This window comes from Morganella sp. Je.2.23 (genome assembly GCF_051129855.1).
GTDB lineage: Bacteria > Pseudomonadota > Gammaproteobacteria > Enterobacterales > Enterobacteriaceae > Morganella > Morganella sibonii.
This window is the reverse complement of the sequence record NZ_JBCPSQ010000003.1, coordinates 70,800-84,996: the sequence shown is the minus strand read 5'-3', so window position 1 is coordinate 84,996 and position 14,197 is coordinate 70,800. Positions and strand designations below refer to the sequence as shown.

Sequence of the window (14,197 nt, the reverse complement as noted above, 5' to 3'; positions counted from 1 at the left end):
CTCAGGAAGGAAATGCGAGTGATTTAACAGTAACAGGGACGACAGAGCCGCTGAATAACGGCGAGCCGATGTCGATATAATCGCCTGTGTGCGTGATAACTTCGTCGATAACAGCCAGTTCGCGGCCGTTCATCAGCGGACGCAGCAGCATGCCCAGTGCCTTACCGAAATCCTGTCCCGCAATCACCAGCAGCGGCATGGTATTCGGGTATGTTTTGGTAAAGCGTTCCAGGGCGCCGATACAATACTGTACCGAGGCATAATTGGTCGGCAGTGATTCCGGCAAGGCCAGCGCGTACAGATCCTGCTGCGGATTAAGATCCATCTGCGTCAGGGCGCGGCTCCAGGTATTCACCAGATCTTCATCATCCGCGCGGCCCAGTGCCGGATGTACCACCGGAATATTGCGGACAGGCAGTGTGATGCTGTCCAGCCAGATGGTGCTGCCGGACAGGGATAACGTATGCGCACCGGCGCCGATCACCGTGGCACGGACAGTCTGTGCCGGGGTCTGCATCGGTAACGCACTGAAATCCGCATTACGGTGAATAGCCTGTGCCAGCAGCGGTCCGATATCGCCGAAACGGAAATCGTTGCCGCTTTCCGGATTGCTGTAACACTCACCGACACCGCCGGAGAGTGTGACCGCGTAATAACTGCTTTCCGCAGGCAGACCGTCTGTCATCAGCAGCTCACGTCCCAGCGGGGAGAGATTGCCGCTGATCACTTCATACAGCAGCTCACTCATGCGATCGGCAATGGTATTCAGCTGTACCGGCGTCAGAGACATCGGATCAGTCTGCTCACCAAAGCAGTCACGGGCGATCAGACGGCCCGGCGCGTGCACATAAGTGACGCGTCCGCTGCTGTCCGTTTCAAACAGACGGCCGCCGACGTTCAGACAGGCGGAACTGACCACATGACCGGCTTCGAACAACACGTAGTTTGCTGTGCCGCCGCCGATATCAATGTTCAGTACCCGCGCCATCTTCTGCTCAGAGAGTGTCTGGGCTCCGGAACCGAAACCGGCAATCACCGATTCCAGATGCGGCCCGGCGGTGGCGACCACGAAATCCCCGAGTTTCTGGGATAACGCGACCACTGCCGGACGTGCATTGCGGGTTTTGGCGGTTTCACCGGTAATGATGATGGCACCGGAGTCAATCGTCGCCGGGTCCATCCCGGCGGCGGCGTACTGATCCAGCACCAGCGCCAGCAGTTCTTCCTCACGCAGGTGGCCGTCTTTATCCACCGGCGTGAACAGAACCGGGCTCTGCCAGATAATGTTGCGATCCACAAACTCATAACGCGGCACCTGTGACACCGCCGCGCGGTTTACCAGAACGAGACGGGAGAAAATCACCTGTGTGGTGGTGGTGCCCACGTCAATACCGACACTTAAGAGTTCGAGGGTTTTCATGCTTATTTCTCCTCCGCGACAGTTTCAGCCGCTTCTTCAGCCGCTGCAGCCGCATCTTCCTGCTCAATATTTTTCGGCATCATCATGATGGCAACGAAAATCGCAGTGATACCGCCGATAATTTTCCCGGCAATCATCGGGAAGATCATCGGAGCCATGTTGGCGGCGACGAAGCCCAGGTGGTCACCCAGCGCAAAGGCTGCGGATACGGAGAATGCACAGTTGATGATTTTGCCGCGGGTATCCATTTTCTTCATCATGCCGAACATCGGGATGTTGTTCGCGAGAGTCGCGATCATACCGCCTGCCGCCATGTTGTTGATTTTCAGCAGGCTGCCGATCTTCATAAAGGATTTTTCAAACCAGCGGGTCAGCAGCAGCACCATCGGGTAAGCCCCTAACAGCACCGCAGAAATAGAACCGATAACTTCGATGGCGCGCATCACCTGGCCCGGCACATCACCTTCTGTCATAAAAATCGGATCAAGGCCCGGGATCAGGTTCCAGCCCACAGTGAACTTCGCCACTGCTGCTGCCAGACCGATAGTGATGATACCGACAAGGATTTTTGCGAAGATCTGGAAACCGTTGATCATTTTCTCAGGAATGAATTTCAGACCGAGGCACACCAGCGCCGCCACGATGATCACCGGGATCATATTGACCAGCAGCATGGTCATACTGAAATCCACCACCTGACCGTCAATTTCCACACCGGAGAATTTCGCCACCAGACCACCGGCAATACAGCCGACCGGAATGGTCACGATACCCGCCAGCACACCGAGTGCCAGGAAGCGGCGATCTTTCTTCTCGATAATGCCCAGTGCGACAGGAATGGAGAACACCATGGTTGCACCCATCATGGACGCCAGCAGCACACCGGAATATAACCATGCTGCCACATCACCGCCTGCCAGCTCTTTCGCGAGGAAGAAGCCGCCCATATCGATAGCCAGAATACTGCCCGCAAATACAGACGGGTTCGCACCCAGCATTTCATAGACAGGAATAATCACCGGCCCGAGCAGCATCGCGATAACCGGTGCCAGCGCAGTCATACCGACCATTGCCAGACCCAGCGCACCCATTGCCATAAAGCCTTCTTCGAACTGTTCACCGGAACCGGCAATGCCTTTCCCGACTTTACCCAAGCCGATTTTACCGAGAATTGTCTCTGAGCCACCGAACTGGCTGAAGATACGATCCACGGCTGCTATCAGCATAAAACTCATCATGATGTACATGATGATTTCATTAATGCCCATACCCTTCTCCTTCCGTGCCTGTCGCGCAGGCTGTTCTTATTGATTGACTCAGGCTGACTCGTAAATCGCCGTTATCTGAGCCGCTGTGACCGCGCGCGGATTGGTTTTGATGCAGATATCCTGCAATGCCGCTTTGGCAAAACCATCGAAATCCTCACGTTTTCCGCCCAGGGATGGCAGCGTCTGCGCAAGTTCCACGTCACTGATCAGTTGTTCCACGGCTTCGATGGCCTCCGTGTCGGTCATCGGACGCTGAGTCAGCGCATGACCAATTTCGCTGTACGCCTGTTTACAGACCAGGCGGTTAAAACGCATTACCTGCGGCAGCATGACGGCATTCGCCTTGCCGTGCGGAATGTTGTATGCCGCGCCAATCTGATGCGCCATGGCATGGCACAGCCCCAGACCGGCATTGGAGAACGCCATCCCGGCCATATAGGAAGCCAGCATCATGTCCTCACGGGCTTTGATGTCATGCCCCTGACCGACAGCGATCGGCAGTGCGTGGCTGATCATGGTGATCGCCCGCAGTGCCAGCGCCTGTGTCAGCGGCGTGACGTTGCTCGCCACATACGCTTCGATAGCATGTGTTAAGGCATCGATACCGGTCATTGCAGTCACATGCGGCGGCACGCCGAGTGTCAGACAGGCATCAATAATGGCGAGATCAGGCAGTAACTGGCTGTGTGCCAGCACCAGTTTGATATGGTTTTCCGCCGTGATAATCACGGAAACGTTGGTTGCTTCCGAACCGGTACCGGCGGTGGTCGGGATCGCGATAAACGGCAGACGCGGATTCAGCGCCGCACCCGGCATCATATCCGCCAGCGGCAGATCCGGATTGGCTGCCAGTACCGCCACGGCTTTCGCCGCATCCAGCACAGAACCGCCGCCGAGAGCGATAATACCGTCACACTGCACACTCAGCAGATGCTCAACGGTACGGAACACATCTTTATCCATCGGCTCGCCCGGCGGGCACGGCCAGATTTCATAAGCAATGCCGCTGCGGCTCAGATTGCGCTCCAGCACATCGGTCAGACCGGTCTGTAACAACATGCCGTCCACCATAATAAAAACGTGCTTAATTCCGCGCTCTGCGAGAACATCCCCGCTGCGGCCGACGGCACCCGGACCGATAAGTGTGGACGGCGGGACAGAAAATTCACGCACCTGACGGGCATTCACCAAATCAAGCGCCTGATAGATAGCGGACTGAACCTCAGCCGCGGGTAAACGATTATCCGGCATGACGGTTTTCTCCCTGAGATACACCACAGACGGCAATCGCCAGCGGTGTCATAAAAATAGAATGCTGTGGCAGTACCACGGTAAGATGCGGGAAACGCGCCTGAAACAGCGACTGTACGCCGGGCTGCATACAGGAGCCGCCCGCCAGCCACAATTCAGTCACATCCTCACCGCGGATATGATCGTCGACGATATCCGTCATTTTTTCGTAGACCGGACGAATAACCGGCCAGATGCTTTCACCGCGTTCGCGCTTCATCTGCTCGGCATCTTCCAGCTCAATGCGCTGATTACCCGCCAGGGTCAGGGAAATATGATGACCACCGGTGGCTTCATCACCGGAACGGGTCACTTCACCTTTCTGCACAATCGCAATCCCGGTGGTGCCGCCGCCGATATCCACAACGGCAGCCTTATCCAGCCCCATCATGTCAGCGACCGCAGACGGCTCATCCAGCACTTTGGCGACCACCAGACCGGCGGATTCCAGCACATTCACTGAGATACGCGGATCGGTACCCGGCGGGAACGACGTTGTCGCCACCTCAAACCGGAAACCGAACTGTTTTTCCAGCGTATCCAGATGTTTATTCACAATTTTTACTGCACCGAAGAAATCCCAGACCACACCGTCGCGTACCACATCTGCCCAGTCCAGGCACACCGCGACCGGCTGACCATCCGCATTGACCACCATGGACACCACATCACAGGTGCCGAGATCGATACCCAGCCACAACGGCGCATCTTTGTGATCACCCGCCTGCGGCTGATTACAGATTTCCGCTGCCTGCTGTAAGCGCGATGCCAGCCATTCCTGATTGCGTTGAACCATCGGTTCCTCCGGTTTAAAACTAACGTCAGGGTTAACGTGAGCGACTCACACTAACCGGGAAAAAGGCGGTGAAGCCCGCAGGCTCCACCGCAGCGGCTTACACGATGCGGAATGAATCCACCATGGTGCAGCGGCGCAGACGGACAAAGGTCCGCGCACAGGTCACACCTTCACCGGTTGGTGTGGTGATAGTCATGGTTGTCCAGCCTTCGCCGCCCAGTCCCAGACCGGCAATACACGGTCCGTTTTTCACGAAAATACTGGTGTCGATGGCATTCGCCATGCGGTTCAGGTTGCTGATGTTGTTGGAGTGCATTGCTGCGGTATGATGGCAGCCGCCCTCCAGTTTCACCGCCAGATCAATCGCCTGATCCACATCTTTCACGCGGATGATCGGCAGAACCGGCATCATCAGCTCCGTGACAGCAAACGGATGTTTGCAGTCAGTTTCTGCGATCAGAAGACGGGTATCTGCCGGGACAGTCATACCGATAGCTGCGGCAATTTTCGCTGCGTCACGGCCGACCCAGTCACGGCTGACAGTGCCGTGGCCGGTTTCATCGACATTCTTCAGCAGTACCGGGATCAGCTTCTCGCTCTGTTCACGGGTCAGTAATACCGCATGATTGCGCTGCATTTCGGTGATCAGTTTGTCTGCGATGCAGTCAACCGCGATCAGCACTTTTTCATCCGCACAAATGATGTTGTTATCGAATGATGCACCGTGAACAATGGCTTTCGCCGCACGTTCGATATCGGCAGTTTCATCCACCACGACCGGCGGGTTACCGGCACCGGCCGCGATCAGACGTTTGTTGGTGTGTTTGCGGGCAGATTCCACCACCGCATCACCCCCGGTCACGACCAGCAGACCGATCCCCGGATATTTGAATAAACGCTGTGCGGTTTCGATATCCGGTTTGGCAACAGTCACCAGCAGGTTGTTCGGGCCGCCTGCGGCAACAATGGCTTCGTTCAGAATTGTGATAGTGCGCTGTGAGACTTTTTTCGCTGCCGGATGCGGCGCGAAAATCACACTGTTACCCCCTGCGATCATACTGATGGCATTGTTGATTGCCGTCGCCGCCGGGTTAGTGGATGGTGTGACAGAGGCAATAACACCCCATGCCGCATTTTCGATTAAGGTTAAACCGTGGTCGCCGGTTAACACTTCAGGACGCAGACACTCAACACCCGGGGTGCCGTTTGCCTGTGCTAAGTTCTTCGCGAGTTTATCTTCCACACGGCCCATGCCGGTTTCTTCAACAGCCAGAACCGCCAGCTCGCGGGCATGTTCGGTTGCCGCACGGCGGATTGCGCCGATGCAGAGATTACGCATTTCAACCGTTTTTAATGATTTCTGTGCTTCTTTGGCGGCAAGGACGGCATCGTCCAGGGATTCGAATACCCCGAAGCCGTTATTCTGTGAGGCTGCCGCCTGCTGTGGTGCCGCTGATGCAGCCGCCGGTTGTGTGCCTGCACTCATGCTGGCCAGAACCGCTTTTACCACATTCTCAATTTCTTTCTGATCCATATTCACCCACGCCTCTTTCTGTGACTCGTTGCGGCGATTTATTTATGAAAAATCACCTGACTTTCCATAACGGCCTCATCCACAATGCCGATGATGCTGAGATCGACCGGTGACGCTTCTTTGCTCTGAGCACGCCGCGCCGAACTTCCGCTGACGATCAGCACCCATTCACCATTACCCGCACCGATACTGTCGGTTGCGACGGCCACCTCACCGTTTGGACGCCCCTGGCGGTCAATCATTTCCACCAGCAATAACTTGTCGGATTCCAGTCCGGGATGACGCACGGTGCACACGATTTGTCCGATAACGACAGCCAGTTTCATGTTCACCTCTCTTTATATTTCAGCAGCCTGAATACAGCCGGCTACGGATTTCAGGTAAAAAAATCCCCTGCCGTCTGTGTGACAGCAAAAAAACCGGGGAGATTAAAATCGCGTGGCGTCAGAAGCACGCCACGCTAACAACGATTAATCGATTGATTTATCGCCGGACATTTTGATAGGAAACACTTCTTCCAGATCGCCATGCGGACGAGGAATAACGTGTACAGAGACCAGTTCACCGATACGCTGAGCCGCTGCCGCACCTGCGTCAGTTGCTGCTTTACATGCTGCAACATCGCCGCGCACCATGGCTGTTACCAGACCACCGCCGATTTGTTTAACACCGACTAATTTAACGCGTGCTGCTTTGACCATCGCATCGGATGCTTCGATTAATGCAACCAGACCCTTAGTTTCGATCAGTCCTAATGCTTCCATGATATTTTCCTCTCATTGAGATCCCATCAGGGACCGGTTTAAATAACGCTTTCTGCTTCAGTGCGGCGGACAGGTTGTCCGGCCTGAGCTAACTGTGTTTGTGCTACCAGCACCAGTTCAATAATGTCGCGGGCATTACAGCCGCGTGACAAATCATGCACCGGTGCATTTAATCCCTGAATCAGCGGGCCGAGTGCCCGGTAACCGCCGAGACGCTGGGCAATCTTGTAACCGATATTGCCGGCTTCCAGTGACGGAAAGACCATGACATTTGCCCGCCCCTTTAACTCACTGTTCGGGGCTTTTTGCGCAGCGACACTTGGCACAAATGCCGCGTCGAACTGCAGTTCACCATCCGCCTGTAACTGCGGGGCGCGTGCATGAATGATTTCCACTGCCTGCTGCACCATCGCCACATTAGGATGTTTCGCGCTGCCTGCTGTTGAAAAAGACAACATCGCCACGCGCGCGGTTTCACCGGTGATTGCCGTGAAGGTTTCCGCACTGCTCAGCGCAATATCCGCCAGCTGTGCAGAAGTGGGTTGAGGTACGACACTGCAATCAGCGAAACCCAGCACATTGCCTTCCGTTCCCGGCGGCAACATGATGAAAATTGATGATAATGTTTTCACGCCCGGCTTCAGGCCGATGACTTTCAGCCCGGCACGCAGAACAGCGGCGGTTGACGAGATATTCCCCGCCACACACAAATCCGCTTTTCCGGCGGCAACCATCGCGGCACCAAACCACAGCGGCTGACGCATCGCCTCATCCGCATCTTCCGGGGCTTTTTCGCCGAGACGCGCAGTGATGGCATCCGCAAACTCTGCCCGCCACTCATCCGCACTGTCCGGATCAATGGTGGTCAGGCCGTCCATAATGACACCGGTACGCAGCGAGAAATCACGCAGCGCAAACGGGTTCGCCAGCAGAACGGGCTCCGCCAGGCCATTTTGTTTCAGATAACGGGCGGCGTGGATCACGCGCTCATCCAGCGCATCCGGCAGAACCACCCGCGGCGGGTTAAGTTGTGCCTGCTGACGGCATCGTTCAATGAGCATGTGTTCCCCCTTTCATCAGAGCCTGTTTCAGTGCCGGTGTGGTCATCATGCCGCCTTCGCGGACGACCATCACCATCAGGACATATACCGCGCTGGAGAGGCGGTTAAGCGCCTGCATAATGTCAGGGCGGATGACCTGAAAATAACAATCGATATAAATACGCGCCGCACTGATTTCCGTTTCACGGACTTTGGTCCGCAGCAGATTCAGCGCCGCCGCATCACGGCCGTGACTCACATCCGGAACGATATGGTCATGACCCAGGTATTTCAGCGGATTATGAGACAGCTTGTGCAGCTCATCCGCGTTCAGGTCAGCAATACTCTGCTCAGCGAGCGGCTCATTGAGCGCATCTGCACGCATAATATTGCCGAGCACAGAGCGGATATCCGCCAGCCAGCCTTTCAGCGGCGTCTGTGCAAATTCAGTCTGTAACCAGACGGCTTCGGCGATAGTGGCATCCAGCGCGGCACGGAACGCCAGACGCGGATCATTTTTCGCCACCATCGTGTGGCCGTTAAGGTGTGTCAGCGTGTCCGGCTTTTTCGCCACCGGCTGATGGCATAATTCGCAGGCCGCGACATCCGCTTTATCCTTACTGGTTAACCCGTGTACCGCTTTCAGGTCAGGGACAGCCGTTTCGGTTTTACCGGATTCATCCGGGGTTTCCACAAACAGACGACCTTGTTTATCCTGAAATTTCACCTGTAAACGGCGGCTTTCGATCAGCTCGCGGGCGGATGGTGTCATCCGGCTGTCAGCAGGCAGATGAATTTCACTGCCGTCGCTCAGCGTAAAGTTATCCCGCAGCCAGTCTTCAGTGATAAAGGTCATGGCGATACCCCTCAGCAATCCTGCCAGTTAGCCGGCCAGGCCACATACAGGAAGCGGACAGTCGATGGTGTGCCGAACTCAATCGCGGAGCCTTTCGGGATAAACATCACATCACCGGCTTTCGCGATCATGGTTTCGCCCTGATGGCGCACATGCAGCTCGCCTTCCAGAACCAGATCCACTTCGTCGTAGTTCAGTGTCCACGGGAAGAATGCGTTTTCCCACTGCATAAACCCGGCAGCCATGCTGCTGTTGTCCTGCGCGGTGATCAGATCCGCAATCCCGACACGGTGCGGACCCGCACCATCGAAATTACCGAATTTAACCGAACTGCTGTCGACCACTTTAATGCCGCCTTTGCCGGTGACACTGCGGTAGCTCTGGGTATTCGGAGTATCGGTGTTCTCTTCCGCCGGTTTGAATGCTGCCACTTTCGCCTTGATCTGCGCGATACGCTCCTGCACCACTTTATCGACCAGCTGTGCAATCAGGGTTTCGGTAACATTGCCGTCAGGCAGCTGCGCGATAATGCATTCGCGGATTTTCTGACGCTCTGCGGATGAAATATTGGGTTCTGTTCCGGCGGTTGCTGCCACCGGTGCGGCAGCCGGTGCGCTGTTCTGCGCAGTATCAACCTCACCAATCACAAAGCCCAATTGTTCAGCCACAACATGGGCTTCCGGCGTGACAATGCTCTCTTTCAGCACCACATCCAGACGGGTTTTGCCCGCTGCGTGTGCTTCCCGGATGTCATTGGCCGTTATTAATTTCTTCATCGGATATTCCTCTTATTGGCTGTCGGCAGTGGCCAAAAACTGTTTCACTTTCAGGACGTCATCAGGATTAAGGCTGTTGATGGCAAGCATCGGTTCCTCAAATCCCCGGGTGGAGAGCAGCTCGCGTATTGCCGGTACATCCGCATCCGGTGCATCTGCTTTGCTGATAACCGCAAAGCGGCGCATACGGGGATAAATATCAAGTAATCCGGCAGGGATCCGGCACTCCGGGTTATTTGCCGCGTGGACATAAACCAGCACATCACAATCTGCCAGCGTATTAATCAGCGCGTGGTAGAGACGGGGATGGCTGAAATATTCACCCGGTGTATCAACACTGCCCTCATCATTGAATTCAATCGCCTGTGTTTTCCGGGCAAGGTCAAAATCACCCTGCAACGCATTGAATAATGTCGTTTTTCCTGCACCCACATCACCCACAAACACAATTCGTTTCATTCAGACGGCATCCTTAACTGCACCCGGCTAACTGCGGGTGATATCACAAATGGCATAACTGAGGAGCTGGCTTAATCCGCGCACTGTCTGGATCAGTGCTTCTTCCACTGCGCCGACAGAGCCGTAAATCACGAGCGCACCGGTAAAACGGTCAAGAAAACCGATTTCCACACTGGCGGCCTTTGTGGCAAGATCACCCGCAATCATCGCGGTTTCACCCGGGGTCAGTGTCATAATGCCGATGGCTTCAGCACCGGGAACCCCGATTTTTTTCGCCAGATCACTGCTCGGATGCGCAATCAGATGCGCCAGCGTGACCTGTTTGCCGGGAACAAATTCCTGGATGATACGTTCCTTTTCCATCGTGCTTACCTCGTCACTCTCCTCATAAGAATTGATTCAATCCTAGTCACACTCTGAAAAAGGGGATAACAAAAATCGGCAACCACGATTAAATGTTGAATCAGATCACTAATTGGCAAAATTGTTAATTTTTAACACCGGGAAAACACAGACATGAAATAGTACGGTCTGACCATGGCGCTATTGTGACAAAAAAGATAAATTCACGAAAAATAAGGTATTCTCATTACGTCATTTTCCGGAAAATAAGAAACGGAACGGTAAAAATATTCACTTGTTAAAACCGGCTCTGATTTTTTATTTCTGTATTTCATTGTGTGAGGTAACTCTCAAATTGACATTATCCCCGTACGGCTCACTTGAACGGAAGATGACACTCACGTAACTTAGAAACCAATTTGGTTTAAACCAAAAATAGAGCAACGAATGAAAAACACACAAACTGCTGCTGATCTTGCCAGAGAACAACTCGATACCCTGCTGAGCAATGGTGCTATCGCCCCCGGCGATAAACTGCCTGCCGAACGTCCGCTGACAGAGCAACTCGGTGTCAACCGGATGTCACTGCGTCAGGCACTGCTCAGTCTGGAAGGTGACGGAAAAATTTTCCGTAAAAACCGCAGTGGCTGGTTCGCGGCACTGCCGAAATTTAATTACAACCCGAAATCTCCGGCGAGTTTCAACCAGGCAGCCAAAGCGCAGGGCCGTCTGCCGTCGTGGGAATACACCGATAAACAGCTGCTCACCGGCGCACCGGCAGATATTGCTGCGGCACTGGGGCAGACAGCCGGAGAACCGGTTTGCTGTATCAGCGGATGGGGCGCACTGGACGGACACAAAGTCTTCTGGCACCAGACGTACATCAATCCGTCCGTTGCCCCGGATTTTGCGGAGAAACTGGATAACCACTCTTTTGCGGCCATCTGGGAAAACGAATATAACATCATCACAACGACAGCCCGGCTGGCCTTTAAGCCGGTACGCATGCCGGAAGCAGCCAGTAAAGCTATCGGCTGTACCGCAAACTCCCCGGGTATCCGGGTGGAAAAATACCGTTGTGATGAAGCACATAACATTGTTCAGATCGACATTGAATACTGGCGGTTTGAATCTGTTTATTTTTTTGTTGAGCTTTAGACACAGGAATCTGAATTATGAATACTGATGACGCCCGCCGGATAATTGAACGTGCAGATACGTTACCGTTATATCTGCATGCTTACGCTTATCATCTGAATATGCGTTTTGAAAAAATATTACCGGGTGATTTACTTGATATCGCAAACGAACATCATTTGCCGGGCGTCAAAATACATGTGCTGGATGGTGAAACCCAATCACTTTCAACTATGACCGATGATCAGCTTGCGGTATTTGCAGAGAAAGCAAAACGTTATCATCTCGATATTAATATTGAAACCAGTGCGTCTGATAATAAAACTCTCGATGAAGCCATCAGAATCGCATTAAAAACCGGCGCAAGCTCTGTCCGGTTTTATCCGCGTTATGAAGGGGCGCTGTCTGATGTATTGCGCCTGATTGCCGCCGATATCCGGTATTTAAAAGAACATTATCAGCACAGCGGACTGACATTTGTTCTGGAACAACATGAAGATTTAAAAGGCCATGAACTGGTCAGTCTGATCAAAGACGCTGATTTTCCTGAACTGACACTGTTATTCGATTTCGGCAACATGATCAATGCCTGCGAATTACCGATGGATGCCCTGGCAGATATGCAGGAATACATTACCCAGGTACATATTAAAGATGCGGTTATTCTGGAAGAAGGTGACGGTTTCGGCCATACAGCCTGCCGTTCCGGAGAAGGCAATCTGCCGTTTAAAGACATGCTCCGCGCCCTGATTTGTCTGGGTGAGGATAAACCACAGGTTATTTCTTACGGTCTTGAAGAGGAGGTGGATTATTACGCACCGGCGTTCCGTTTTAAAAATGAGGGCAATGACCCGTGGATTCCGTGGCGTCAGATGAGTGAAACACCATTACCGGAAACTGAAATAGCAGAACGTCTTGCCGGTGAAAAAAAGGATGCTGTTAATCAAATCCACCATGTCCGGAAAATAATTAATGAATTAAAAACAGAGGCAGCCAGGATCATCAGTAAATAAACGCATCTGACACAAACACAGCATTTTAAAATAACATTTCATACTGACTGAGAATATTTCTTTCTCAGGCGGGAGGCACTATGCTTGACAAAAAAAGATGGGCTATTTTCAGCTTATTGGTTTTATGCGGCGGTACTATCTATAAATTACCGTCACTGAAAGATGCATTTTATGTTCCGATGCAGGAATACTTTCATCTGACAAACGGTCAGATTGGTAATGCGATGTCGGTAAACTCAATTGTCACCACTATCGGCTTCTTTCTGTCTATTTATTTTTCTGATAAATTGCCGCGCCGCCTGACAATGTCATTTTCATTAATTGCCACCGGGTTACTGGGTGTTTATTTATCAACGATGCCGGGCTACTGGGGTATTTTATTTGTCTGGGCGTTATTCGGTGTCACCTGCGATATGCTCAACTGGCCGGTATTATTAAAGTCTGTCAGCCTGCTCGGTAACAGCTCACAGCAGGGCCGTATTTTCGGTTTTTTTGAAACCGGCCGTGGTGTGGTCGATACTGTCGTCGCATTCTCTGCACTCGCGGTATTTGCCTGGTTCGGCAGCGGCTATCTCGGATTTAAAATGGGGATTTTATTTTATTCCGGAATGGCCATTATTATCGGCGGCATTATTCTGCTGTTCCTGAAAGATGACAAATCTGTTGTGACCGAAAAGACAGATAAAAAAGAGACTACTGAAAAAGCCGGTGTCGGCAGTGTATTAAAAGACCGTACTGTCTGGCTGATCGCGCTGAGTATTTTCTTTGTTTATGCGGTTTACTGCGGATTAACCTTTTTCATTCCGTTCCTCAGTAATATTTATGCGCTGCCGATTGCATTGGTGGGGATCTACGGTGTTATTAACCAATATTGCCTTAAAATGGTCGGCGGACCTATCGGCGGGCTTATTGCAGATAAGATTTTACAGTCACCGACCAGATACCTGTTTTACACCTTTATCCTCAGCGTCATTGTGCTGGTAACCTTTATTTTTCTGCCGCATGAAAGCATGCCGGTTTATCTGGGCATGGTCTGCACATTAGGTTTCGGTACAATCGTCTTTACCCAGCGCGCTATTTTCTTTGCGCCTATCGGTGAAGCCAATATCAAAGAATCCAATACCGGTGCCGCGATGGCTCTCGGCAGTTTCATCGGCTACGCCCCTGCGATGTTCTGTTTCAGCCTGTATGGCCATATTCTGGATAGTTATCCGGGTATGACCGGTTATAAAATTGTCTTTGGTCTGATGGCGCTGTTTGCGTTCTGCGGGGCTTTCGCTTCCGGTATTTTGATTATCAGTATCAAAAAACGTAAAGCGCTGACCGCTGCTGCCGTTCAGTAATTTTTCCTCTGTCTCTGATATGCCGCAGCCGGTCTGCGGCATATCCCGCCCTTTTACCTACCACCAGAGAGGTATTGACAAAAAATAATCAAACCTTTGTTTTATACAAGCTGAATTGATTAAGCTGCATTTGATATACATCAATGAGAAAAACCCGGA

General features: G+C 52.7%; 15 protein-coding genes. 3 read left to right on the top strand and 12 right to left on the bottom strand.

Translation table 11 applies throughout. From position 1 onward, the window contains the following. Nucleotide 1: 1 nt before the first annotated feature. The 12 genes from eutA to eutS form a co-directional block, all read right to left on the bottom strand. On the bottom strand, nucleotides 2-1,420 hold the full coding sequence (gene eutA / locus AAZR23_RS12670) for an ethanolamine ammonia-lyase reactivating factor EutA (RefSeq protein WP_046892028.1): 1,419 nt from the start codon (nucleotides 1,418-1,420) through the stop codon (nucleotides 2-4). A gap of 2 nt (nucleotides 1,421-1,422) precedes the next feature. Next, entirely contained in the window at nucleotides 1,423-2,688 is a 1,266-nt protein-coding gene (eutH, locus tag AAZR23_RS12665; RefSeq protein ID WP_166707042.1) for an ethanolamine utilization protein EutH, read from the bottom strand. 48 nt (nucleotides 2,689-2,736) lie between these two features. Then, nucleotides 2,737-3,939, bottom strand: coding sequence for an iron-containing alcohol dehydrogenase (locus AAZR23_RS12660; protein ID WP_434692966.1), 1,203 nt, complete (start codon nucleotides 3,937-3,939; stop codon nucleotides 2,737-2,739). Then, on the bottom strand, nucleotides 3,929-4,774 hold the full coding sequence (gene eutJ, locus AAZR23_RS12655; RefSeq protein ID WP_046892025.1) for an ethanolamine utilization protein EutJ: 846 nt from the start codon (nucleotides 4,772-4,774) through the stop codon (nucleotides 3,929-3,931). The genes AAZR23_RS12660 and eutJ overlap by 11 nt, the downstream gene beginning before the upstream one ends. A 97-nt stretch (nucleotides 4,775-4,871) precedes the next feature. Further along, nucleotides 4,872-6,308: an aldehyde dehydrogenase family protein gene (locus AAZR23_RS12650; RefSeq protein ID WP_004236100.1), complete on the bottom strand. Its 1,437-nt coding sequence runs from the start codon at nucleotides 6,306-6,308 to the stop codon at nucleotides 4,872-4,874. Nucleotides 6,309-6,346: 38 nt separating this feature from the next. After that, nucleotides 6,347-6,634: an ethanolamine utilization microcompartment protein EutN gene (eutN, locus tag AAZR23_RS12645; RefSeq protein ID WP_004236102.1), complete on the bottom strand. Its 288-nt coding sequence runs from the start codon at nucleotides 6,632-6,634 to the stop codon at nucleotides 6,347-6,349. A gap of 144 nt (nucleotides 6,635-6,778) precedes the next feature. Further along, the gene (gene eutM / locus AAZR23_RS12640) at nucleotides 6,779-7,072 is read right to left on the bottom strand and encodes an ethanolamine utilization microcompartment protein EutM (RefSeq protein ID WP_004236103.1); all 294 of its coding nucleotides are present in this window, start codon (nucleotides 7,070-7,072) and stop codon (nucleotides 6,779-6,781) included. A 38-nt stretch (nucleotides 7,073-7,110) separates the two neighbouring features. Further along, nucleotides 7,111-8,133 carry a phosphate acetyltransferase gene (gene pta, locus AAZR23_RS12635; RefSeq protein WP_112550243.1) on the bottom strand — a complete coding sequence of 341 codons (1,023 nt, stop codon included), beginning with the start codon at nucleotides 8,131-8,133 and terminating at the stop codon, nucleotides 7,111-7,113. Further along, complete coding sequence (gene eutT / locus AAZR23_RS12630; RefSeq protein ID WP_046892023.1) at nucleotides 8,123-8,968, bottom strand: ethanolamine utilization cob(I)yrinic acid a,c-diamide adenosyltransferase EutT; 846 nt, start codon at nucleotides 8,966-8,968, stop codon at nucleotides 8,123-8,125. Before eutT ends, pta begins: the two co-directional genes overlap by 11 nt. An 11-nt stretch (nucleotides 8,969-8,979) precedes the next feature. Beyond that, complete coding sequence (eutQ, locus tag AAZR23_RS12625) at nucleotides 8,980-9,744, bottom strand: ethanolamine utilization acetate kinase EutQ (protein ID WP_046892022.1); 765 nt, start codon at nucleotides 9,742-9,744, stop codon at nucleotides 8,980-8,982. 12 nt (nucleotides 9,745-9,756) lie between these two features. Next, the gene (gene eutP / locus AAZR23_RS12620) at nucleotides 9,757-10,203 is read right to left on the bottom strand and encodes a EutP/PduV family microcompartment system protein (RefSeq protein WP_046892021.1); all 447 of its coding nucleotides are present in this window, start codon (nucleotides 10,201-10,203) and stop codon (nucleotides 9,757-9,759) included. Between the two features lie 27 nt (nucleotides 10,204-10,230). Further along, nucleotides 10,231-10,566, bottom strand: a complete 336-nt coding sequence (gene eutS / locus AAZR23_RS12615; RefSeq protein ID WP_166707040.1) for an ethanolamine utilization microcompartment protein EutS — start codon at nucleotides 10,564-10,566, stop codon at nucleotides 10,231-10,233. Nucleotides 10,567-10,992: 426 nt separating this feature from the next. On the opposite strand from eutS, the gene AAZR23_RS12610 reads away from it, so the two are divergent. The 3 genes from AAZR23_RS12610 (at nucleotide 10,993) to AAZR23_RS12600 (ending at nucleotide 14,038) form a co-directional block, all read left to right on the top strand. After that, nucleotides 10,993-11,703, top strand: a complete 711-nt coding sequence (locus AAZR23_RS12610; RefSeq protein ID WP_166707039.1) for a UTRA domain-containing protein — start codon at nucleotides 10,993-10,995, stop codon at nucleotides 11,701-11,703. 17 nt (nucleotides 11,704-11,720) lie between these two features. Beyond that, a complete protein-coding gene (locus AAZR23_RS12605) occupies nucleotides 11,721-12,695 on the top strand; it encodes a sugar phosphate isomerase/epimerase family protein (RefSeq protein WP_434692961.1) in 975 nt (324 codons plus the stop codon). A gap of 80 nt (nucleotides 12,696-12,775) precedes the next feature. Beyond that, a complete protein-coding gene (locus tag AAZR23_RS12600; RefSeq protein WP_182107493.1) occupies nucleotides 12,776-14,038 on the top strand; it encodes an MFS transporter in 1,263 nt (420 codons plus the stop codon). Nucleotides 14,039-14,197: the final 159 nt, after the last annotated feature.

What these genes read in the sequence shown, in the direction of transcription:
- eutA (WP_046892028.1), bottom strand. Translation starts at nt 1,420, where the DNA reads ATGAAAACCCTCGAACTCTTAAGTGTCGGTATTGACGTGGGCACCACC.
- eutH (WP_166707042.1), bottom strand. Translation starts at nt 2,688, where the DNA reads ATGGGCATTAATGAAATCATCATGTACATCATGATGAGTTTTATGCTG.
- AAZR23_RS12660 (WP_434692966.1), bottom strand. Translation starts at nt 3,939, where the DNA reads ATGCCGGATAATCGTTTACCCGCGGCTGAGGTTCAGTCCGCTATCTAT.
- eutJ (WP_046892025.1), bottom strand. Translation starts at nt 4,774, where the DNA reads ATGGTTCAACGCAATCAGGAATGGCTGGCATCGCGCTTACAGCAGGCA.
- AAZR23_RS12650 (WP_004236100.1), bottom strand. Translation starts at nt 6,308, where the DNA reads ATGGATCAGAAAGAAATTGAGAATGTGGTAAAAGCGGTTCTGGCCAGC.
- eutN (WP_004236102.1), bottom strand. Translation starts at nt 6,634, where the DNA reads ATGAAACTGGCTGTCGTTATCGGACAAATCGTGTGCACCGTGCGTCAT.
- eutM (WP_004236103.1), bottom strand. Translation starts at nt 7,072, where the DNA reads ATGGAAGCATTAGGACTGATCGAAACTAAGGGTCTGGTTGCATTAATC.
- pta (WP_112550243.1), bottom strand. Translation starts at nt 8,133, where the DNA reads ATGCTCATTGAACGATGCCGTCAGCAGGCACAACTTAACCCGCCGCGG.
- eutT (WP_046892023.1), bottom strand. Translation starts at nt 8,968, where the DNA reads ATGACCTTTATCACTGAAGACTGGCTGCGGGATAACTTTACGCTGAGC.
- eutQ (WP_046892022.1), bottom strand. Translation starts at nt 9,744, where the DNA reads ATGAAGAAATTAATAACGGCCAATGACATCCGGGAAGCACACGCAGCG.
- eutP (WP_046892021.1), bottom strand. Translation starts at nt 10,203, where the DNA reads ATGAAACGAATTGTGTTTGTGGGTGATGTGGGTGCAGGAAAAACGACA.
- eutS (WP_166707040.1), bottom strand. Translation starts at nt 10,566, where the DNA reads ATGGAAAAGGAACGTATCATCCAGGAATTTGTTCCCGGCAAACAGGTC.
- AAZR23_RS12610 (WP_166707039.1), top strand. Translation starts at nt 10,993, where the DNA reads ATGAAAAACACACAAACTGCTGCTGATCTTGCCAGAGAACAACTCGAT.
- AAZR23_RS12605 (WP_434692961.1), top strand. Translation starts at nt 11,721, where the DNA reads ATGAATACTGATGACGCCCGCCGGATAATTGAACGTGCAGATACGTTA.
- AAZR23_RS12600 (WP_182107493.1), top strand. Translation starts at nt 12,776, where the DNA reads ATGCTTGACAAAAAAAGATGGGCTATTTTCAGCTTATTGGTTTTATGC.